Consider the following 19,379-nt stretch of genomic DNA (forward strand, 5'->3'; position numbering starts at 1 on the left):
ATGTTCAGGTGTTTTGTAACTTAAGGATGTTTCCATTGCCTCTCGTTCTTATCCCAGTCTGCCGACATTTGGGCGCCATCGATAGTCTTCTATCGAACTTTGGTGTTAGGCTTTCTGTCTCCGATGTCTGGGTGGGTCAACGACCGCTTCTAACTCTACCACAATACCTCTAATATAAAGCCGTCCTTTAAGGACGGGATTTTAAACTCAACTTTCTGATAAGACCTCACGGAATGCGGGAAACTCAGTCTCTGTGAGGGCTGAGAGGAAAAAGCGGCACGAGCAGTAATTAGCCGTCATCCTGAATGTAAAGGCTGTTCTTAGCAACATCACAACATTAAGCCTTAACATCACAACATTTAGTCTTAACATCACAACATTAAGCCTTAACATCACAACATTTAGTCTTAACATCACAACATTAAGCCTTAACATCACAACATTAAGCCTTAACATCACAACATTAAGCCTTAACATCACGACATTTAGTCTTAACATCACAACATTTCGGTATAAGGGACTTCCAAATAAAAAAATACTCAACTACTTCTTGTGGGGTAATTTATTTGTTGTCAGTCCCTAACCTATTATTTAGTTTTCTGGCGGACAAAGTTGCTGCACTCTTTGGGGAAGTTGCCGACACATCTGCTGGAATCCTTGAGGATTAATTTGCCACCAAGCAAATAATCCCAGACTTGTACCCCCCACAAGCAACGCCAACACTCCCCCCAGCCTTACCAAACGTTTATCCCGCTTAGGTTTTGTAATTAAAGTTGGTGGGATTTCTGGGCTTACAAATGGTTCCTCTGAAAGATCCAAATCTAGATCCAAATCTAGACCCAAATTTAGATCCAAATCTAGATCCAAATCTGGCAAAGTTTGCGAACTTTCTGTAAAAGAAATTGGTTCCTCTAGTTCCTCTTGTATTTCTGCTTCTATAATATCTTCAGGCAACGCCGGAGTCACAGGTACTAAGTATTCTGGAGAGACACGGTAATAAGTGAGAACAACCGACGTATTATCACGCCCATTTTTTTCGTTTGCCAAGTTAATCCAATTGCGGACAGCATCTTCAACTGTCAGTTCACCCGTGAACACGGGTATTGCATAATCCTGCCAAGATTGTTCCACCCAGTTATTATCACTTAAACCATCAGAACACAGTAGCAATATACCATCTTCTTCCACAATCAATCGCTGAAGCTTAAGACGTAAAGATTCTGCATCTTTTGTCCCCAACGCTTGAGTTAAAGCACTAGCATCTGCTCTCAAAAGTGCCTTTCGATACAAGCTTTTAGCAAAGCGTACTTCCCGCGTTGCCACATCATCATCTACTGTCAGTAGTTGGCAATAATTGCGAGTAATCCAATAGGCACGGCTATCGCCAACATTAGCCAAGTAAAGTTCATGAGTATTATTTGATTGCCACTCAGTACTCGTCTCTACTTGTTGGGGAACTTGTACCGCCATTACAATAGTTGTAGCCATGCGTTCTTTGCCCTGGCGTTTTTGTTCGTTATTGCGCGCACAAATCAGATTATTTACTACTCGTAAACTTGCTTCTAATTGTTCCTGCAACAACTCTGGTGGTACAAGTACAGTTTGTTCTGTTACCTCCGTTAATAAAGCGCGAATTTGCAACTTTACAGACTGCACTGCCAACTTACTGGCAACCTCACCGCCTTCATGTCCACCAATGCCATCGCAAACAATCGACAAGTGAGACAATAAAGGTTCATCTAAGTTACTCAAAGCATTGGGGTAGCAAGCGTCTTCATTTTGCGCCATAACTAGGCCAATATCTGTAGAGCCTGCCACCTTCAGAACTAATGGCAATTTTGCCGCAGATGCTAGTAGTAAATTATTAAGTTGAATATTAATAGCCTCTAACTCAACCTCAGTTTCACACATCTGCTGAACTATGTTCTCTAGCCCTTTGGCGACTGATGCCTTTGCAGACGCTACCCAAAACCGCCAACACTGCCCCAGATTTTGTAAACTTAGCTTCTCATCTGCTGTTTGATAGAGTTCTAACAGTTGCACACACCAACCTTGGACTCTCAAGTTATCTACTACCAATAAACTGCGGCTAAGTCCCAATTCTGATAAAGGTATCCAAAGTTGGAGAATTTGCCACAGCCAATAAACTTGTCGTACCGCCGTTGCTTGCTCCCATGCCTCAACAATAGTTGGATAAATATTTCCTGTCTCATCTATCGGCACATTTTCCAATAAGAGGATATCAGTTGTATCTCTTTCAAAGTTAGAAGCAAACCCATAAGCCTGGGGCAAATGCAACCGCTCTTGATATAACAGTAGATAAGGAATTACTTCTTTTGGCAATTCTTCAGGTACATCTGGCGGCAGTCCCGGTTGAGTATCCAGCCAAATCTGGGGACTAATTACCTCATATCTGTCTGCAACCTTTGTCCCTGGTGAGATTTGAGTAGACAATGAGCCAGTAGCCCAAAGATAGCGGTGAACTAAAGGAGTTTGACAGCTGGCACAAACACTATCTTCCATAGGATTAATCGGGCTATTACAGCCTGGATTTATACAATAGATTATCAGTTGAGTAGAAATCATAAAGATATAAATTTAAGAAACCAATCAACTTATTGGCAATGACTTGAAGGCTAGAATAGACTGGATTGGTGTACCGCTAGCTACACCTTGTTACTGAAATTAATCAAAATTATTGGTAAAAAGACCAAGTTTTGATTTCTGTAAATAACTTACGTCTGGCTGTATCTAATCGTAGAAATAGATTTACGTCAATGTAGAGTTTAGGATGGCGTTATGCCAAGTTTTACCTTAATCTGGCTTCTGGCAGGAGCAATTCTATGTCTAACGGAATTGTTCTTACCATCGGCGTTTGTCGCCTTCATGATGGGAATTAGCGCTTTTGTGGTGGCGCTGCTGTCTGGAGTGGGTTTAGGAAGTGTATGGTTGCAAATTGCGGTTTGGCTGTTGGTTTCCACAGCACTAATCGTGCTTTCTCGTCGGTTTTTGCAACCGCGACAACGCAAATCTAAAATTCGGGATGCAGTCATAGCTGAAACCTTAACAGAAATTCTGCCTGGGAAAACAGGGCGGGTGCGGTATGAGGGAAATTCTTGGCAAGCAAGATGCGACGATGACAAATTTACCGTACCACCCCATCAAAGAGTTTATGTAGTTAGGCGAGAAGGCACTACTTTGATTGTGATACCAGAAAATTTGTTGAATTCTTAGTTATTGGGGAGTGGGGAGTGGGGAGTGGGGAGTGGGGAGTTAGGAGAGACGCGATTAATCGCGTCTGTACAGGAGTTAGGAGAGACGCGATTAATCGCGTCTGTACAGGAGTTAGGAGAGACGCGATTAATCGCGTCTGTACAGGAGTTAGGAGTTAAGAGTTAGGAGTTAGGAGTTTAGAATTATCCATCCCCCTCATCTCCCTACTCCCTACTCCCCACTCCCTACTCCCTTTTTTAAATTAGGAGATTCACAATGGAACAGTTCTTTTTGCTTGTCTTTTTAGCCCTTGGTGGTTCTGCTGTAGCAGGATCTGTGAAAGTCGTCAATCAAGGTAATCAAGCTTTGGTGGAAAGATTGGGTAGTTATAACAAAAAACTGGAACCAGGACTAAACTTTGTCATTCCTTTCCTAGATAGAGTTGTCTACCGAGAAACTATCCGAGAAAAAGTCTTAAATATTCCTCCCCAACAGTGCATCACCCGTGACAACGTTGGCATTGAGGTAGATGCAGTGTTTTACTGGCGGATTGTGGATATGGAAAAAGCCTGGTATAAGGTAGAAAATCTGGAGTCGGCAATGGTAAACATGGTGCTAACTCAAATTCGCGCCGAAATGGGACAACTAGAGTTGGATCAAACTTTTACTGCTCGTTCCCACATCAGTGAACTTTTATTACAGGATTTGGACGTTGCTACCGATCCTTGGGGTGTGAAAGTTACACGGGTAGAACTGCGAGACATTATTCCGTCTCAGGCGGTGCGAGAATCGATGGAATTGCAAATGTCGGCTGAACGACGCAAACGGGCAGCAATTTTAACTTCTGAGGGCGAACGCGAAGCTGCTGTCAATAGTGCTAGAGGTAAAGCTGAGGCGCAAATATTGGATGCTGAGGCTCGTCAAAAATCGACAATTCTGCAAGCGGAAGCTGAACAAAAGGCGATCGTTCTCAGAGCCCAAGCTGAACGTCAGCAGCAGGTTTTAAAAGCCCAGGCGATCGCAGAGTCTACAGAAATTATCGCCCAAAAGCTCCACACTAACCCCAATGCCAATAAAGCAGTGGAAGTTCTGTTTGCCTTGGGCTATCTGGATATGGGTGCAACAATTGGTAAAAGTGATAGCAGCAAAGTCTTATTTATAGACCCGCGCACTATCCCTGCTGCTTTTGAGGGTATGCGCTCCATTATCTCAAATGGTCAGGTTGACTCTAACGAGTTGTTTTCTAAGCAAATACCAGGATTAGAAAATAACCGCCCTGGTTAGGAATGGGGAGATGAGGGAGAAGCAATGCTCAATGCCTCGTGCCGTACATCAGCAACTCTCATCTCCAATACTTCCATCTCGAATACTTCCATCTGGCATAATGGTGTTTTGGAAGGATACTCTCCTGAATTCAACACCGTCCAAATTGGCTCCGGTCAAGTTAGCTCCATAGAAGCTAACGCGAGCAAAAATAGTATTGCTGAAGTTAGCTCCACTCAGGTCAGCTCCTCTGAATCCAGTATTTTCGAGCCTAGCTCCACTCAGGTTAGCACTTCTAAGATTGGCACGGAGAAAATTACTCATCCCCAAGTCGGCACCACTAAGATTGGCTCCACTGAGATTGGCATCATCAAAACTACATTGCCACGAGATAGCATTACTGAGATTAGCCCTACTAAGATTGGATCGAGACAAGATGGTTTCGGGCATATAAACTCCATTCAAGTCAGCCCCACTCAAGTTAACATCAGCCATGTAAACCTCAATCTTGGAACCACTCAAGTTAATTCCACTCAGGTTACAGCCTCTCAATCCTTTGTCACTGTAACTGAATTCAATAGCAGAAAAATTTCTCTCCCCAGCAGCGTAACGTCTCAACAATTCTTCAACAGTAATACTTTGTCTTTTGACGTTCATTTTTCAACACCATTACTCGCTTTGGTTCGGACGGTAGCACTATAGCTCCCCGTTAAAATATAGTTAATCTTAGATAGTTTCCAATGACAGCCCAAGAGTTAGAAACACAGTTACTATCCCTAACACCAGCCCAAAAGGTTGAAGCAATTCGCATCTTAACCCAAGGTATTAATACCAACAATCATGGAATTACGAAAACCCCTGGTGTAATGGGTGCTGATGCTTGTATTGCCGGAACACGCATTCCTGTTTGGTTATTGGCAACTTATCGACGACAAGGTGCTAAAGATGCTGATATTCTAGATCAATATCCTCAACTTACCGCAGCTGACTTAGTAACAGCATGGCTTTATGCTGAAGCATTCCCTCACGAAATTGATACTGCTATTCACGAACAAGAACAAGCTGATGCAATTTTAGATGCTTCTTAATTACGAATTACGAATTACGAATTACGAATTATTTAATCGTCGTGATTTTTTTAAATTACATAAGATAAAACCCGACCATACGGGAATAATTGCGTGCAAAGATGATTTAGACTAGAATCGATTAGCAATAAATATTGATGCGTTGATTTCTACAGAATCAACATTAATGGGACAAGTTATTCGCGTAAATAGATTTCCTTCTCCAAGACTATAGCAGTTTGCAGTTGAGTCCAATACAGACCTAACCCCCAACCCCTTCCCTACTAGCGTTGGGGAGTAAGATTCAAAACCTCTCTCCTAAAAGGAGAGAGGTTTGGAGAGAGGTCAATGATAAAATAATCAAGCTTTGATAAGTTGTAAAATATGACGTTATTTATTGAGCCAACCACAGCATTAAGTGTAGAAGAGTTCTTAAAACTACCAGAAACCAAACCAGCAAGCGAGTATTTTAACGGGCAAATCTCCCAAAAACCTATGCCACAAGGAAAACATAGCACTTTACAAGTTGAATTAGCTTCTGCCATAAATCAAGTGACAAAACCACAAAAATTAGCTTATGCCTTTCCTGAATTACGCTGTACATTTCAAGGTCATTCAATAGTACCGGATATTGCTGTGTTTGAATGGGAAAGAATTCCCCTTGATGCAAAAGGCAGAATTACAAATAAATTTGAAATTCCCCCAGATTGGATAATTGAAATTCTCTCACCAGAACAATCACCCAACAGAGTTATCCGCAAAATTACATTTTCTATCCAACATGGTGCAAAGCTAGGTTGGTTGCTCGATTCTGATGATGAGTCAATCATGATTTTTGAACCCAACAAATTACCAGAATTAAAAGAAAAGCAAGATGTTTTACCCGTTTTAAGTGTTTTGGAAAATTGGCAATTAACAGTTGCAGACGTATTTATACCAATTTTTTATGAAGCTGCATAGAATTCGATCCCCCCTAGCCCACGCCAGTCGCTCATGGGGGAAACCCCCAAGACCGCGCTGGCTCCCCTTAATAAGGGGGGAACCGGAAAAACATCTATCAAAGTCCCCCAATTTATCGGGGGATTTAGGGGGATCAAGATATGTGCAACTTCACATTAAATTGGTATTAGTTGGTTGAGCTTTGTTTGAATAAAGCATAATGCTTGTATCTAAATAAATCAACGACGTTCCTCTGTACGTGCATTTATGACAGTTGCACTCAAAGACTCACCCTTAATCGCCAGCGAATCTCGAAATTTTTTCATAGTTGCTAACCGTTGTTCTTTTGGTAGCGGAGGAACCAAACGAGCTACGGCTTTATCTTGGTCTAGCAAAATTACTTCTTCTCCCCTAGCTACTCGTTCCAAGAGAGATTTTAACAAAGTATGTTCAGTTTAATTCCCCTGCCTAACGACGGCAGAAAGTTTTGTGGCAATGAGTCTTTATCCCCGTTACAAAACTGTACCCCAAGCGTTGCCGAAGGGCATCGCTTCCGACTTCTTTAATATGACTATTGATCAATCCCAGTAGCTTGATTTATCTGGCACTGACTGCACAACCCAAAAAACTCTAGGGTGTGATAAAAAACTTTAAACTTATGGTTGGATTCTAACTGGTCTTCTAGGTCATGAACAGGGCATTGATTAATCGGAATTGAGACACCACATTGCAAGCAAGTAAGGTGGTGTTTGTCTTGCTGCGCTAGGCTATAGAGGGCTTCACCGTTAGCTAAATTCCGCAGTTGTACCATGCCTTCGAGTTTTAAGGCTTCTAGGGAACGGTAAACTGTCGCTAAACCCATGCTCTGATTTGTGTTACGTAGCTCTACGTAAATGTCTTGGGCGGAAATGCCTTTTTTGATGGTTTTCAATAGGTTGAAAATACGCTCTTGACTGCGGGTGCGTATGGCTCTCATAGACAATTATTTAAATATACCACTGTAGTTGAAGCTGATTAGATGGGCTAATTGATCAATTAACTTTAACCGCTTCGTAATCTTATTTTCACTCAGTTGGAGGATAAAGTTATAGTATAGCGATCGCAGCATTCACCAAAAGCCCGTGCAAACCAAGTATTTAGCCAAAATTTTCGTAACGCTTCGTCCTTCAGTCTTAGACCCTGCTGGTGTGGCTGTACAATCCGGTCTTCAGCAATTGGGATACGATAACGTTGACCAGGTGCGGATTGGTAAGTACATTGAACTCACCATCACCTCGACTGATGAAAAGAAAGCGCGTCAAGACCTCGATCGCATTTGTGACCAAATGCTATCAAATCCCGTAATTGAAAATTACCGCTTTGAGATGATTGAAGTCGAAACCCAAACTGGGGTATTTTAGGGATTGGGCATTTGTCATTTGTCATTGGTCATTTGTCATTGGTCATTGGTTCATCTCCCTCATCTCCCCCATCTCCCCACTCCCCACTCCCCACTCCCCTTGACTAATCATGAAATTCGGCGTTGTTGTTTTCCCCGGTTCTAATTGCGATCGCGATGTTGCTTATGTAACCAGAGATTTGCTCTTACAACCAACTCGCATGGTTTGGCATCAAGAAACGGACATTGCTGATTTGGATGTCGTGATTATACCTGGTGGTTTTAGTTACGGGGATTATCTGCGCTGCGGTGCGATCGCCCGTTTTTCACCGGTGATGCAGCAGGTTGTCGAACACGCCCAAAAAGGTAAGTTTGTCCTCGGTATTTGCAATGGTTTTCAGGTATTAACTGAAGCTGGACTTTTGCCTGGGGTATTAACTAGAAATCGAGATTTGCATTTTATCTGCGATCGCGTTCCCTTAAAAGTTGAGCGGACTAATCTCTCATGGACGCAAGCTTATACCAATGGTGAAGTGATCACTTTGCCCATTGCCCACGGAGAGGGGCGATTCTACGCAGATGAAGCCACTCTCGCAGAAATTGAAGATAACGGTCAAGTTGTGTTTCGCTATGAAGGGGAAAATCCCAACGGTTCACTGAATAACATTGCCGGGATTTGCGATCGCCGAGGCAATGTGTTGGGGATGATGCCGCACCCAGAAAGGGCGTCTGACGCGATGCTGGGGAATAGCGATGGCTTGAGGTTGTTTCAGGGATTGTTAGAGAAAGTAGCGGCATTAGCGTAGAGTAAATATCAGGCAACTAGGTTGGGTTAGAGAGCGATCGCTATCTGAAAAATAATGAACGCGATTATTACTAGTCACCCCGCTTCCATTCCTCTCCCCCCCAGGGCTACGGTGTACACACAAGTCATCGAATTAAAACTCCTAACAGACATCCCTCTCCTTACCAAGGAGAGGGACAGGTTTTGCGTAGCATAACCAGGGTGAGGTTTCTTTGGGCTTAAAATTAGCTTACCATCCCCAAGTACCAGGAGCGCCTTTGAAAGGCCCAACAATATCACTGGTGATCCAACCGCCGTAGAAGTTACCTGGTTGTGGTTGCACTTCTTCGCCATTCACGTAGCAATTATCCATTAGATGAGCGTAAAAAGCTACAGAGTCCTTGAGAGAAGCAAAAGCTGGTGTCGGGTTAGGGTAGAACCAAGCAGCATTCTGAACTTCTTTTTCACCAACTCGGATTGTGTAGTAACCAGCACTTCCCTTCCACTCGCAAAAGCTAGATTGCGGCATCAGCTGCAAATATTCCATTTTGATATCCGCAGGAGGAATGTAGTAAGAAGGAGGATGACTAGTTTCTAAAACACGTTTGGCGTTGTGAGTATTTGCAATTATTACTCCGTTAAAGATTATTTCGATATGTTTACTTGTGTCCTCCAGACGAGGAGGACGGGGGTAATCCCAAACTGATTCTTGTCCGGGAGCGGGTTCGATGCGTTGAGAATTAACCATTCAAAATTGAAAATTGTTTGACTACAACTACTAACGTACCTCTTTAAGAGTATCAACTTGCTTGGTAAACAACTCAGTGAATAAACTGATCACACTGCGTTCTTCGCGCACTTTGATATTAGCACTGATGGACATACCTGATTGCAAGGTGACTTTTTTACCCTTAATCACTAAAGATTGTTTATCCAATGAGACTCTTGCCGGAAATCTATAAAACTGATGTGTTTGGTCTGGCGGTAATGCGTCTGACCCTATGTCAATCACTTCTCCCTTGATATCGCCAAACTCGCTGTAAGGAAAGGAGTCAATTCTGACATCTACCTTCATACCTTTCCGTACAAAACCAATATCTTTGTTAGTGATGAAAACTTCACCTATATAGTTTTCATTTGGGACAATTTGCAGCAGTTTTGTCGTTGGAGTCGCTACAAATCCAGGGTTTTTTGCTTGTAAATCGAAAATTTTTCCAGCTACAGGCGCACGGAGTTCTTCATATCTAATATTTAACTGTGATTGAGATATTTTACTATTGACATCTGCCAAACGCTGCTCATTATCCAGCACAACTTTCATGAATTGGCTATCGATTGCGGCAATACGCTGTTTATTATCAGCTATCTTATCCAAAATGGTCTTATCAGAAAGAGCCACCGTATTGCTTAACTCTTGTCGTCCTTTTTCTATATCAAACTGGAGGCGTTTTGTTTCCTCACCTAGTTGCGCTACTTCCGCCGTGCGGTTTTGTACTTCTTGTTGCTGGTTGAGATACTGAAGTTGAGAAATTCCACCTTCTTGTGCTAATGTCTTCAGCTTATTTAAAATCCCTCGTTGAATAGCTAAACTTGCTTTGCTATCTTCCAGCTTATATTGATTTTGACTAAGTTGTTTTTTGGTTTTTTCTACTTCCAATCGCGCTGCTGATGAGCGAGAGTCTAATTCTTTTTTGGCAACTTGTAAAAGTTTTTGCTCATCCATTCCTACCGCAGAATCTTGACCAGAATTTTTTAATTGAGTCCGCAATAACTCATTTTCTCTTACTAGTGCTGCCCGACTTTTCAACAGAAAAGCAGTTTCTGGTGGCAAATTCCCGCCCAAATATAAGACTTCAGATCCTGTGTTGGTACTTGCACCCATCAATCGGCGATAAATTTGGTTTTCTTTAATTAATGCAAGGCGAATTTTATTCAAAGAATTTAATTCAGCAAGAGAAGCGATAGAATCAAAAGTCAGGAGCAAATCTCCTGGCTTTACTTCTTGTCCATCTTTAACATTAACCGTTTTCACGACTCCACTCACAGGAGCCTGAATTTCTTTGACTGTTCCTTGTGGTTTTAATTGCCCTGTTGCTGGCACTACTTGCTCAATTTTTGCAAAATAAGCCCAACCAATTCCAAAACAGGCTAACAGAATTAGAGTAACCATGATTGTACGCGACCAAATTGGAGATTGGCGCAAGACGATGGATTGCTCAAATTCCTGAGTGTTTGAGTTAGTTAAAGACTCTTGAGCAGCTTTTTGTTGCTTTGTAAGTACCTGTGAATCTTGCTTTATTCCGTTTTTCTGATTGCCGTTGAGTTGATTCCCATTAAGTTGAGTCATAACGATTTTGGTTTTTGGGTTTGGGATTTTTTGTAGGGTGGGCGCTATTTATCAATGTCGAAAACCTGGATTTTGATATTTGTGAAATTGCCTACTCTACGCTGATTGCTGCATCTATGGAAGAGTTGGGCAAACAGAGAATTTTCTCATGCCATGCTCCCACCAGCAATGAGTAATTACAAATTAACATCTTGTTGCTGATACAGATAAGAATAATGACCTTTAAGAGCCATTAGTTCTTGATGGCTGCCTTGTTCTATAACCCTACTATTATCCATCACGACGATCTTATTTGCATTACTCACGGTGTTCAGTCGGTGGGTAATAAAAAATACTGTCTCACCCTTGAATGCTTTGGCTAAATTGAGACATATTTGCCGTTCTGTGGGATAATCTAATGCGCTAGTTGCTTCATCTAAAACTAATAATTTTGGTCGTTGTAAAACAGAGCGGGCGATCGCAATTCTCTGTCGTTGTCCACCTGAAAGTGCAGAACCCCGTTCGCCCACCCGCGTGTTGTAACCGTTGGGCAAGTTCATGATAAACTCGTGGGCGCAAGCAACCTGAGCCGCTTCGATAATTTCTTCGGTTGTGGCATCGGGATTCGTCAGAGCAATATTTTCCTGAACGCTGCCGTCAAACAATAATGTCTCTTGGGGAACTACGCCTATTTGTCGTCGCAGTGAATAAAGTTCCACTTTGGCAATATCATAATCATCAATCAAAATTCTGCCGGACTCGGTTTCGTAAAGTCTCAGTAGTAACTTCATCATCGTACTTTTACCAGATCCACTTTGTCCGACAATGCCGATAAATTGACCTGGAGAAAATTCGAGGGTGACATTAGAAAGTTGCAAAGGACCACTTGTGCCAAACCGGAAGGAAACATTTTCGTATTTCACTGCTCCCTTGATCGGAGGTAAGGGTATATTGTAGCGGTCTGTTTCTCCTTCTTGTGGTGTATCGACAATATCGCCTAAACGTTCTATAGACAAGGCAGTTTCTTGGAAGCTTTGCCAGAGTTGAGCCAAGCGCAATATTGGACTGGTGACGTAACCCGATATAATCCTAAAGGCAATTAATTCGCCTAAAGTTAATTGTTGTTGCAGTACTAAATAAGCTCCTACCCATAAAACTAGTAAGCTGCTGAGTTTGTTGAGGAAGCTGCTGGTAGAGTTGGCGAGGGTAGAAGTCACAACTGTTTTAAAACCTGCGGCAACAAATCGAGCGTAACGCTCTTGCCAGGAAAAGCGCGTTCGCAATTCAATATTTTGCGCTTTTACTGTTTGAATTCCTGACATCACCTCCACTAAATAAGATTGAGTTTCGGCGTTGCGTTCGGCTTTACCACGTAACTGTCTGCTAATGGTGGGAGAAGCAATTAAGATCACAATGATAAACACCGGAATTGTGCTTAAGCCTACTAAGGTGAGTTGCCAACTGTAAATCAGCATTACACCGATATAGACCACTGAGAATAGAGCATCTAACCCCACTGTTAAAGCAGTACCCGTGAGGAATTGGCGGATATTTTCTAGTTCGTTGATGCGAGTGGAAAGTTCGCCCACCGGTCGGCGTTCAAAATAGCGCAGGGGTAAACGTAGTAAGTGGTCGATGATTTCCGACCCTAAACTCATATCGATCCGGTTAGTGGTATCAACAAATAAGTAGGTTCTTAAGGTAGTCAGCACGGCTTCAAATATCCCGACTACTAATAGCAAAACCCCCAAAATATGTAGAGTACCAATACTATTTTGAGTGATAACTTTGTCGATAATTAACTGGACGACTAGCGGATTTGCCAAGGCTGCCAACTGCACGAAAAAGGAAGCAACAAAGACCTCTATCAGGACTCGACGGTAGCGTGACAAATAGGGCAGGAACCACCGGATACCAAAGCGCTCTTGGGGTGTTTCTTTGGTAGGAGTGAGCAGTAATACTCTAACTTGGGGCGGAAAGTTGGTTGGATCAACATCTAATTGTTCAATCAATTGGGCGGGTTTACAGCGCACAATTCCTTCGGATGGGACACCCACAACCATAGTATTTGCATCTGCTGCATATAAAACCGCAAAACTATCACCATAGCGAATTAATGCCGGTGTAGGAATGCGCGTCACAGAGGCTACTGGTAGCTCTATCAACTGCGCCTTCAGTCCGATTAACTCTGCTAGGTAAGCAGTAACTTGAAACGATATAGTACCCTGACGTTTGACTTGCTCAGTTAAGATGCGGCGAACCACCTCTCGACGAAAGGGCATTTCTAGCTGCTTCGCGATCATTTGGAAGCAGGCGAAGGCTGTATTTAGTTCTCCGTTACCACCAAAAAACGGGTATTTGCCTTTTAGCAAACTGTTTGAGGTCTGGGGCGCTGTCTGTGGAACTATTTCGTTTGATGCGTAGGGAATATCTAGTTCCTGGGTGCTATTTGATTTGGTGTCACTTACCACAAGTTCTATCTGATGAGGGACTTCCAAGATCAAATCTGACGGATGTATCCCCAGCAACCGGGCGGAGTTTTGACCGATGACTTGAATATTATCTCTATCATCGTGCGATTCTAGGCGATCGCTAGGTGATAAATTCGTGACTGTCCCACCGCCACTGATAAACCAGACTCTTTCGCGATCTAGTTGGTTGAATGGAGTTTTTCCGGGAGGGAGGTAATGTATTTTCGCCTGTGGTAAAGCCTTTTCTGACAGTTCTCTGAGGTTTAAAGTCGCGATCGCTTGCTTTTGCCAATAGGAACTGAGAATATCGAAAACTTCAACTAAATAACTGCGGTTCTTGCGAGCATCGGCAAAAGCTGGATATAAAGCCAGAAAGCTAAAATATGCTGAGGCATTCAAGGTTAAACATACTACTTCGGTGGAGGCGATCGCTGTTTCACAGGCGATATCGCGCAGCAAACCAATTTCGCCAATAATTTCGCCAGGTTGCAGTAATTTTAGAGTGATTGGCAGTTGCGTCTGGGGGTCATATCCCAACAGGCGCACTTGTCCCTCATAAATTATGGTGATCTGTTCCGGGAGACTTTCTTTACCAATGATTTTCTGACCGATGCGATAGCGCCAAGCTTGCACCTGTTCTGATAGATTGGCGATCGCTCCATCTGGTAACTGATCAAACCCTTCTAGGGTGGTGAGAAATTCGGCAAAAGTGTTCTTAATGTAAGTCATATAAAACAAGTCGAAGGAAAAAGTGAGGAATAAAGCCGAAAATATTAGGGAGCATCTCTTTTTATTAACAGTAGCAGTGTTTGGTTTTATGCCAGCAGCCGCAAGACTTCTCTAGTATTCAGTGTGTGCCTGAATATGTAAAAGCACAGAGAGTAACTTCATCTAATTGCAGTTCTGCATCCAGTTCACACGGTTCCTAATGTTATGCATTATTCAAAACCAAGATAGCGTAAATAGATCGAGGACAACTTATCACTTGGTTAACGCTACATAATTTACGCCATCATCGCGTTAATTTATACAAGTTGAAAATCAATATTTAGCATTGCAAGTATGCAAGATGGATACTTGTCATCAAACCAGGACACATAAAAATGAAGTCGGAAGTCGGAAGTCGGAAGTATTAAATCAAGACAGATACAACGGTAAGAGGGGTTTTTACCTACCTTCAGATACAAGGACTGTTTCTCTGACGAGACGCTAGCGCGAACGCGCAACTTGCGGGCGAGGTTTTGAACCTTCACTTTTTGATAAACGCCGTTGTTAAACTTAGCGTCGGATATTTGAATTTATGATAATTTAACATGAAAATATCACAAATGCTTTCCTAAGTAAATACCCTCATGAAGAATTGTGTAATTAAAAAAAACTTTAAATTTCTGAGTTATTTTTTACAAAATCTTCAATATAGGGATTGATACCATCACTATATAATCGGTGAAAAACAACAAACTTTCGTTGTCAAACAGTAGCTATGACATTTGGCCCAGATTAATTCAATAAAAATTAACTGGAAAAGTAAAGGTGAATATTTTTTGATCGCCTGAGAGTAATCAACTACTCAATTTATGAAGAAAAGACAATAACTGCCTTCAGTAAATCTACTAGTTTAATTAATATCGAGTCCATCCTTATATCCCACCTTCCGCACCCTAACTGTCACACATCAACAAAAAGCTGACAGAGTAGTACATAATAACTAAATTTGCTTAAAAAGTTAAGAGACTTAATGAGAAGAAGTAGTATTAAGTCTCTTGAATTGGCGAGAAGAGGAAGTTTTGTGACGAAAGGCAGAAGAAAGGGAAAACGCCATAGTTAAAAAAATTAATTGATAACAAAAAGAGAAATGATTTAATTACAACAGAAGACGTGGAGAATACTGTTGTGATGTTGAATGCTAAAGACATTGAAATTTAGAACATAGACCATCTAGGCATAGTAGCAGGAATAATAGATTCTATAGGATTAGTAGAAACAATCACTCTCATTAATAGGTGAAGAGAAATGAGAAAAAGTCAGCCCTGGTCATGTCGTTAAAGCCATGATATTGAATGGGTTAAGCTGTTGCGTATTTAATTTGTATATTGGACGCGCTCATGTTGCCCGCACTACAATATTTTTGGGTTTTCGTCTTATACAATTTAGCTGCACATCAACTTAGGATTTATATCAAAACCTTTGTATATGTTTCCCCAATATTTTGAAACAATAGCCTGTGAGCATTTAATAGGAGCAGGAGTAAAACCAGAATATCTCAACGACGATAAACTGGGGAGAGTCTGTGAAGAAGGCAGAAGGCAGAAGGCAGAGGGCAGAAGGTAGCAATATGGTCTGGGCTTCAGACCCACACCAATTGCAGGCCACCTTCAGCAGAGATTTTGGTGGGGGACTTAAACCCAAGTTCGGTCCGGTCACTCTCTGTGGACACGAAGCAGAACTCCCTTCTGCCTTCTGCCTCCTGCCCTCTGCCTTTCTTGTTAACATCTTGATTTATCGAACAGCAATATTGGCGCCAGTCGTCAGAATTCAGTTGGGTATTCTGAACGAAAAAGCGGATGAATAATCGGCGTTTTTGCACCCCACCAAATTTTCAATTTGGTGGTCTTCAATCAATCAGGGATTCAGACCCGCGACTGAAAGATTGGTGAATTCTGAATTCTGGATTCTGAATTCTTCTTCAATTATCTCATCCGAATCTATCTGCCATCAATTCTTATTGCTGCTTATTGACAATAAGTTTTGATGCCATTTTTGGTGATTCATGGCGGCTCAAATGTCTTTTTTGTCTTCAGATGTTTGTTTTTATTCTTGCTTACGTGTTTTTCTCAGTAATTTCCGCTTGTGACACTTGGGGGTGCGGAAGGTGGGTTCTATCTGTTGGCTTTTGATTGTCTGTCAACACCTGATTACAAAGTATAGGTAAAATCTTCTACCAGCATACCGGGAACTAAACTACCTCCAAGTTGACGACTCTCGTATGTACCTACTTCGGGAATGAATTCTTGAAATGTGGTCAAATCTACTAAGTTTTCTCCCCAAAAGCGATAGAGACTTTCATCAAAACGTAAGTTTTCAATGGGGGCAATAATTTCTCCATTTTCTACCCAAAAACAAGCATAACGGGTCATGCCTGTGATTCTACCAGTTTGGCGATCGCTCCAATTCAAGTAATGCAAATTTGATAAATATAATCCTGTATCTAAACTCGGAAAAATCTGCTCAAAAACTAAATTTCCTGGACTCACTTCTGGCGCTCGTAAAGTCTCTGAACCATTAGCACCATTGGCAATTTTTTGATATTCTTTAGCAGTTCGAGAATTCACCAGAGTGTTTACTAAATCTCCTTTTTCTATTATAGGTATCTCCGGCGCTGCTATTTCTCCCAATTCATTAAATCGCGGTACTAATCCCCGTTGAAAGTTTTCTTTCAAACTAAATGCGGTCGAAAGTTGTTTTTCTTCACGCCATAGAGCAGCTAAAGCGCTGTTTCCTTGTTGGATATCAGCTTCGCTCACAGATCCCCAAGAAAGCATCATTAATAAATCTGCAACAGCAGCAGGTGCAAAATAACTTTTGTACTGTCCTCGCGGCAATTCTTTAGCTGGGCGAGAAAGTAGTTCTAGTTGCTTTTTGGCTTCGCTGATTTTGGCTATATAAGCAGATTTATCCCAATCACTCCCGGCAAATGTGCCTTTAACTGCTTGTCCAGAGGTGGTGAATAGAGAATAATCTAAGGTAAAAGAATCAGTAGCAAACCAGTGTTTCTGTCCGTTAGAATCACCATAAGCTTTAATTACTATTCCCCCTGCATATATCCCTGTAAAATCTAATTCAGCAACTAGCTCCAGCACAGTTGGTACTACTGCTTCCGTCGCCAATAAATTCCCAGAATGTAGTTCTCTACTGGTATTATTTCCTAATGGCAAAACTAGATATGGATCGATGGGTAATAGAATAATTTCCTCACGTAGTTCCTGCAAAGCAGCATATGTTAACTGCCAATCTACGTCCCAATTTCCAGTAAAGGGAAACTGTCGAACACTGCTGCGTTGGTCTGCCATCAAAGTTAGTTCAATCCAACCATCAGCAACACAACCAGTTTGTCGTACTTTCGCATGATTGAAACGAGTAAATTGACTTCTTTCACTGCTTAGTCTTACAGTAAAGTGTTCATTTTCTGCTTTTTTGATAAGTAGAGTTTCAATCAGTCGATTAAAGCTGACTTCTAACGCAGATAATTCCTCAATTTTCATAGATATTAAATATTAATAGGGAGTGGGGAGTGGGGAGTAGGGAGTCGGGAAAGAAGACGCGGGGACGCAGAGAATGATAAATGTCTCTGTGTTTCCGTGTCTCCGTATCTCTGTGTCCCCGTATCCTCTTTAACTTCCTCCGCCAAAAACTTCGACATTAGCAAATACACAAACAGGTGAACCATGTCCTACCCAAATGGCCTGATTTGGTTCTCCTTTACCACAGTAGGGAGTACCATACATTTGCCAGTTGTCAGCATTTCCTACTTGGGTTAAGCTGTGCCAAAACTCTGGTGTTGTGGCGCGATAGTTGGGATTGCGGAGGGTTTTAGTAAATTTACCGTTTTCAATTAATTTAGCGTACTCACAACCAAATTGAAATTTGTAGCGGCGATCGTCAATTGACCAAGATCGGTTAGATTCCATGTAAACGCCGTGTTCTATCCCAGCAATAATGTCTTCAAAGGTAGCGTTTAAAGGCTCTAAATTCAAGTTTGCCATGCGATCGATCGCTGGTCGATTCCATGAGGAAGCACGGGCACAGGCAACTCCTGCTACACCTGCTCTGGCTTGACTCTCCAGACTGCCTAAACCCCGTTGGAGTACTCCTTCTTTAACCAAAAACTCCCGCGTTGCGACAGCACCTGTATCATCAAAGCCATAGCTGGCAAATTCACCAGGCACGGTGGGATCAAAAGTAATATTCATCAGTGGCGAACCATATACTAGGTTGCCAAAATCACTTTTATTAACAAAGCTGCCCCCAGCATAGTTACGCTCATCTCCCAAAATTCGGTCAATTTCGAGGGGATGCCCGACACTTTCATGGATTTGCAGCATCATTTGATCTGGGGCTAAAACTAAGTTGGTGCAGGTAGTTGGGCATTCTTCTGCTGTCAAAAGTTCTACTGCTTGTTCGCCAATTTGCCGCACCCGATGCCATAAATCTTCTTGTTTTAATAGTTCGAGTCCACCTTGGTAACAGTTTGCTTGTGAGCCGTTGTTGCTGCGCTGCTGTACAATCACCCCATCTTGGGCAGTGGCTCCGTAATTAGTGCCTATAGATAGTATTTTTTGATAGACTTCTGAACCGTTGCTGCTGACAAACCAAGATTCTCTCTCGGTTGTGCTAGCACTGGCTATGGTTTGCACAATCTTGTCGTCAACTTTCAGCGTTTGGCAAATACGAATCAGTAAATCGTTGATTTCTCCCGGACTCAAAGCATTCAATGGCTCAAGAAATGGAGATTTATATTCACCAACGACTTTAGGGCGCTCACTTTCACCGAAGGGATGTATCCACCATTCACTGGCTGCTAGTGCCTGTTTATAAGCTGTTTGAGCAGCCGCTTGTAGAGACGGTAATTCTAGAGAGTTAGTAGCTGCATAACCCAGACAGCCATTAACCAAAACTTCCAGCATCGCTCCGACAGTGAAGGATTTGCCGTTTAGTTGGGGTAAAGCGTCACGGACTAAACGGGTAGTAGAAGTTTCCTTTACGGCTCTGATACCAATCCAATCAGCAGGAATATCGAAACTAGCGATCGCTTTTTTAAGTTCAGACCACATAATTTAAGGAATTGGGGAATGGGGAATGGGGAATGGGGAATGGGGAATGGGGAATGGGGAATGGGGAATGGGGAATGGGGAATGGGGAATGGGGAATGGGGAATGGG

The 19,379-nt window shown here is 42.2% G+C and carries 17 protein-coding genes and 1 pseudogene; 9 read left to right on the plus strand and 9 right to left on the minus strand.

Going from position 1 to position 19,379, the window contains the following annotated elements; translation table 11 throughout:
• Positions 1 to 591: 591 nt before the first annotated feature.
• A complete protein-coding gene (locus V7K27_RS10530; protein ID WP_334946847.1) occupies positions 592 to 2,586 on the minus strand; it encodes a PP2C family protein-serine/threonine phosphatase in 1,995 nt (664 codons plus the stop codon).
• Positions 2,587 to 2,799: 213 nt separating this feature from the next.
• Between V7K27_RS10530 and V7K27_RS10535 the strand changes: the two genes are divergently transcribed.
• The 3 genes from V7K27_RS10535 (at position 2,800) to V7K27_RS10545 (ending at position 4,497) form a co-directional block, all read left to right on the plus strand.
• Positions 2,800 to 3,234 carry an NfeD family protein gene (locus tag V7K27_RS10535; protein WP_334946849.1) on the plus strand — a complete coding sequence of 145 codons (435 nt, stop codon included), beginning with the start codon at positions 2,800 to 2,802 and terminating at the stop codon, positions 3,232 to 3,234.
• 24 nt (positions 3,235 to 3,258) lie between these two features.
• Entirely contained in the window at positions 3,259 to 3,399 is a 141-nt protein-coding gene (locus V7K27_RS10540; RefSeq protein WP_334946851.1) for a hypothetical protein, read from the plus strand.
• A gap of 90 nt (positions 3,400 to 3,489) precedes the next feature.
• Positions 3,490 to 4,497 carry an SPFH domain-containing protein gene (locus V7K27_RS10545; protein WP_334946853.1) on the plus strand — a complete coding sequence of 336 codons (1,008 nt, stop codon included), beginning with the start codon at positions 3,490 to 3,492 and terminating at the stop codon, positions 4,495 to 4,497.
• Positions 4,498 to 4,545: 48 nt separating this feature from the next.
• Here the strand turns inward: V7K27_RS10545 and V7K27_RS10550 are convergent, their stop codons facing one another.
• On the minus strand, positions 4,546 to 5,133 hold the full coding sequence (locus tag V7K27_RS10550; protein WP_334946855.1) for a pentapeptide repeat-containing protein: 588 nt from the start codon (positions 5,131 to 5,133) through the stop codon (positions 4,546 to 4,548).
• Between the two features lie 83 nt (positions 5,134 to 5,216).
• Here V7K27_RS10550 and V7K27_RS10555 point away from each other — a divergent pair, with 83 nt between their 5' ends.
• Both V7K27_RS10555 and V7K27_RS10560 read left to right on the plus strand, forming a co-directional pair.
• Complete coding sequence (locus V7K27_RS10555) at positions 5,217 to 5,564, plus strand: DUF433 domain-containing protein (protein WP_334946857.1); 348 nt, start codon at positions 5,217 to 5,219, stop codon at positions 5,562 to 5,564.
• Positions 5,565 to 5,927: 363 nt separating this feature from the next.
• Positions 5,928 to 6,503, plus strand: a complete 576-nt coding sequence (locus V7K27_RS10560) for a Uma2 family endonuclease (protein WP_334946858.1) — start codon at positions 5,928 to 5,930, stop codon at positions 6,501 to 6,503.
• 218 nt (positions 6,504 to 6,721) lie between these two features.
• Here V7K27_RS10560 and V7K27_RS10565 read toward each other — a convergent pair whose 3' ends face one another.
• Both V7K27_RS10565 and V7K27_RS10570 read right to left on the minus strand, forming a co-directional pair.
• Positions 6,722 to 6,925: a type II toxin-antitoxin system Phd/YefM family antitoxin gene (locus V7K27_RS10565; protein WP_334946860.1), complete on the minus strand. Its 204-nt coding sequence runs from the start codon at positions 6,923 to 6,925 to the stop codon at positions 6,722 to 6,724.
• 128 nt (positions 6,926 to 7,053) lie between these two features.
• Positions 7,054 to 7,458 (minus strand): Fur family transcriptional regulator, encoded by a 405-nt coding sequence (locus V7K27_RS10570; RefSeq protein WP_334946862.1) that lies wholly within the window; start codon positions 7,456 to 7,458, stop codon positions 7,054 to 7,056.
• Positions 7,459 to 7,603: 145 nt separating this feature from the next.
• Here V7K27_RS10570 and purS point away from each other — a divergent pair, with 145 nt between their 5' ends.
• Together purS and purQ are read left to right on the plus strand one after the other, a co-directional pair.
• Positions 7,604 to 7,882, plus strand: a complete 279-nt coding sequence (gene purS / locus V7K27_RS10575) for a phosphoribosylformylglycinamidine synthase subunit PurS (protein WP_334946864.1) — start codon at positions 7,604 to 7,606, stop codon at positions 7,880 to 7,882.
• A gap of 109 nt (positions 7,883 to 7,991) precedes the next feature.
• Positions 7,992 to 8,666, plus strand: coding sequence for a phosphoribosylformylglycinamidine synthase subunit PurQ (purQ, locus tag V7K27_RS10580; RefSeq protein ID WP_334946866.1), 675 nt, complete (start codon positions 7,992 to 7,994; stop codon positions 8,664 to 8,666).
• Between the two features lie 228 nt (positions 8,667 to 8,894).
• Here the strand turns inward: purQ and V7K27_RS10585 are convergent, their stop codons facing one another.
• The 3 genes from V7K27_RS10585 to V7K27_RS10595 form a co-directional block, all read right to left on the minus strand.
• On the minus strand, positions 8,895 to 9,392 hold the full coding sequence (locus tag V7K27_RS10585; protein ID WP_334946868.1) for a DUF427 domain-containing protein: 498 nt from the start codon (positions 9,390 to 9,392) through the stop codon (positions 8,895 to 8,897).
• Between the two features lie 30 nt (positions 9,393 to 9,422).
• Positions 9,423 to 10,991, minus strand: a complete 1,569-nt coding sequence (locus V7K27_RS10590; protein WP_334946870.1) for an HlyD family efflux transporter periplasmic adaptor subunit — start codon at positions 10,989 to 10,991, stop codon at positions 9,423 to 9,425.
• Between the two features lie 176 nt (positions 10,992 to 11,167).
• Positions 11,168 to 14,170 (minus strand): peptidase domain-containing ABC transporter, encoded by a 3,003-nt coding sequence (locus V7K27_RS10595; RefSeq protein ID WP_334946872.1) that lies wholly within the window; start codon positions 14,168 to 14,170, stop codon positions 11,168 to 11,170.
• Positions 14,171 to 15,370: 1,200 nt separating this feature from the next.
• Here V7K27_RS10595 and V7K27_RS10600 point away from each other — a divergent pair.
• A pseudogene (locus tag V7K27_RS10600) lies at positions 15,371 to 15,739 on the plus strand (DUF4277 domain-containing protein); the annotation flags it as partial.
• Positions 15,732 to 16,013: a hypothetical protein gene (locus V7K27_RS10605; protein ID WP_334946874.1), complete on the plus strand. Its 282-nt coding sequence runs from the start codon at positions 15,732 to 15,734 to the stop codon at positions 16,011 to 16,013. The pseudogene V7K27_RS10600 and the gene V7K27_RS10605, both read left to right, overlap by 8 nt.
• Positions 16,014 to 16,356: 343 nt before the next feature.
• Here V7K27_RS10605 and V7K27_RS10610 read toward each other — a convergent pair whose 3' ends face one another.
• Together V7K27_RS10610 and V7K27_RS10615 are read right to left on the minus strand one after the other, a co-directional pair.
• Positions 16,357 to 17,703 (minus strand): TldD/PmbA family protein, encoded by a 1,347-nt coding sequence (locus V7K27_RS10610; RefSeq protein WP_334946876.1) that lies wholly within the window; start codon positions 17,701 to 17,703, stop codon positions 16,357 to 16,359.
• A gap of 129 nt (positions 17,704 to 17,832) precedes the next feature.
• Positions 17,833 to 19,272, minus strand: coding sequence for a TldD/PmbA family protein (locus V7K27_RS10615; RefSeq protein ID WP_334946878.1), 1,440 nt, complete (start codon positions 19,270 to 19,272; stop codon positions 17,833 to 17,835).
• Positions 19,273 to 19,379 lie beyond the last annotated feature (107 nt).

The sequence above is a fragment of the Nostoc sp. genome (assembly GCF_036919575.1).
GTDB lineage: Bacteria > Cyanobacteriota > Cyanobacteriia > Cyanobacteriales > Nostocaceae > Nostoc.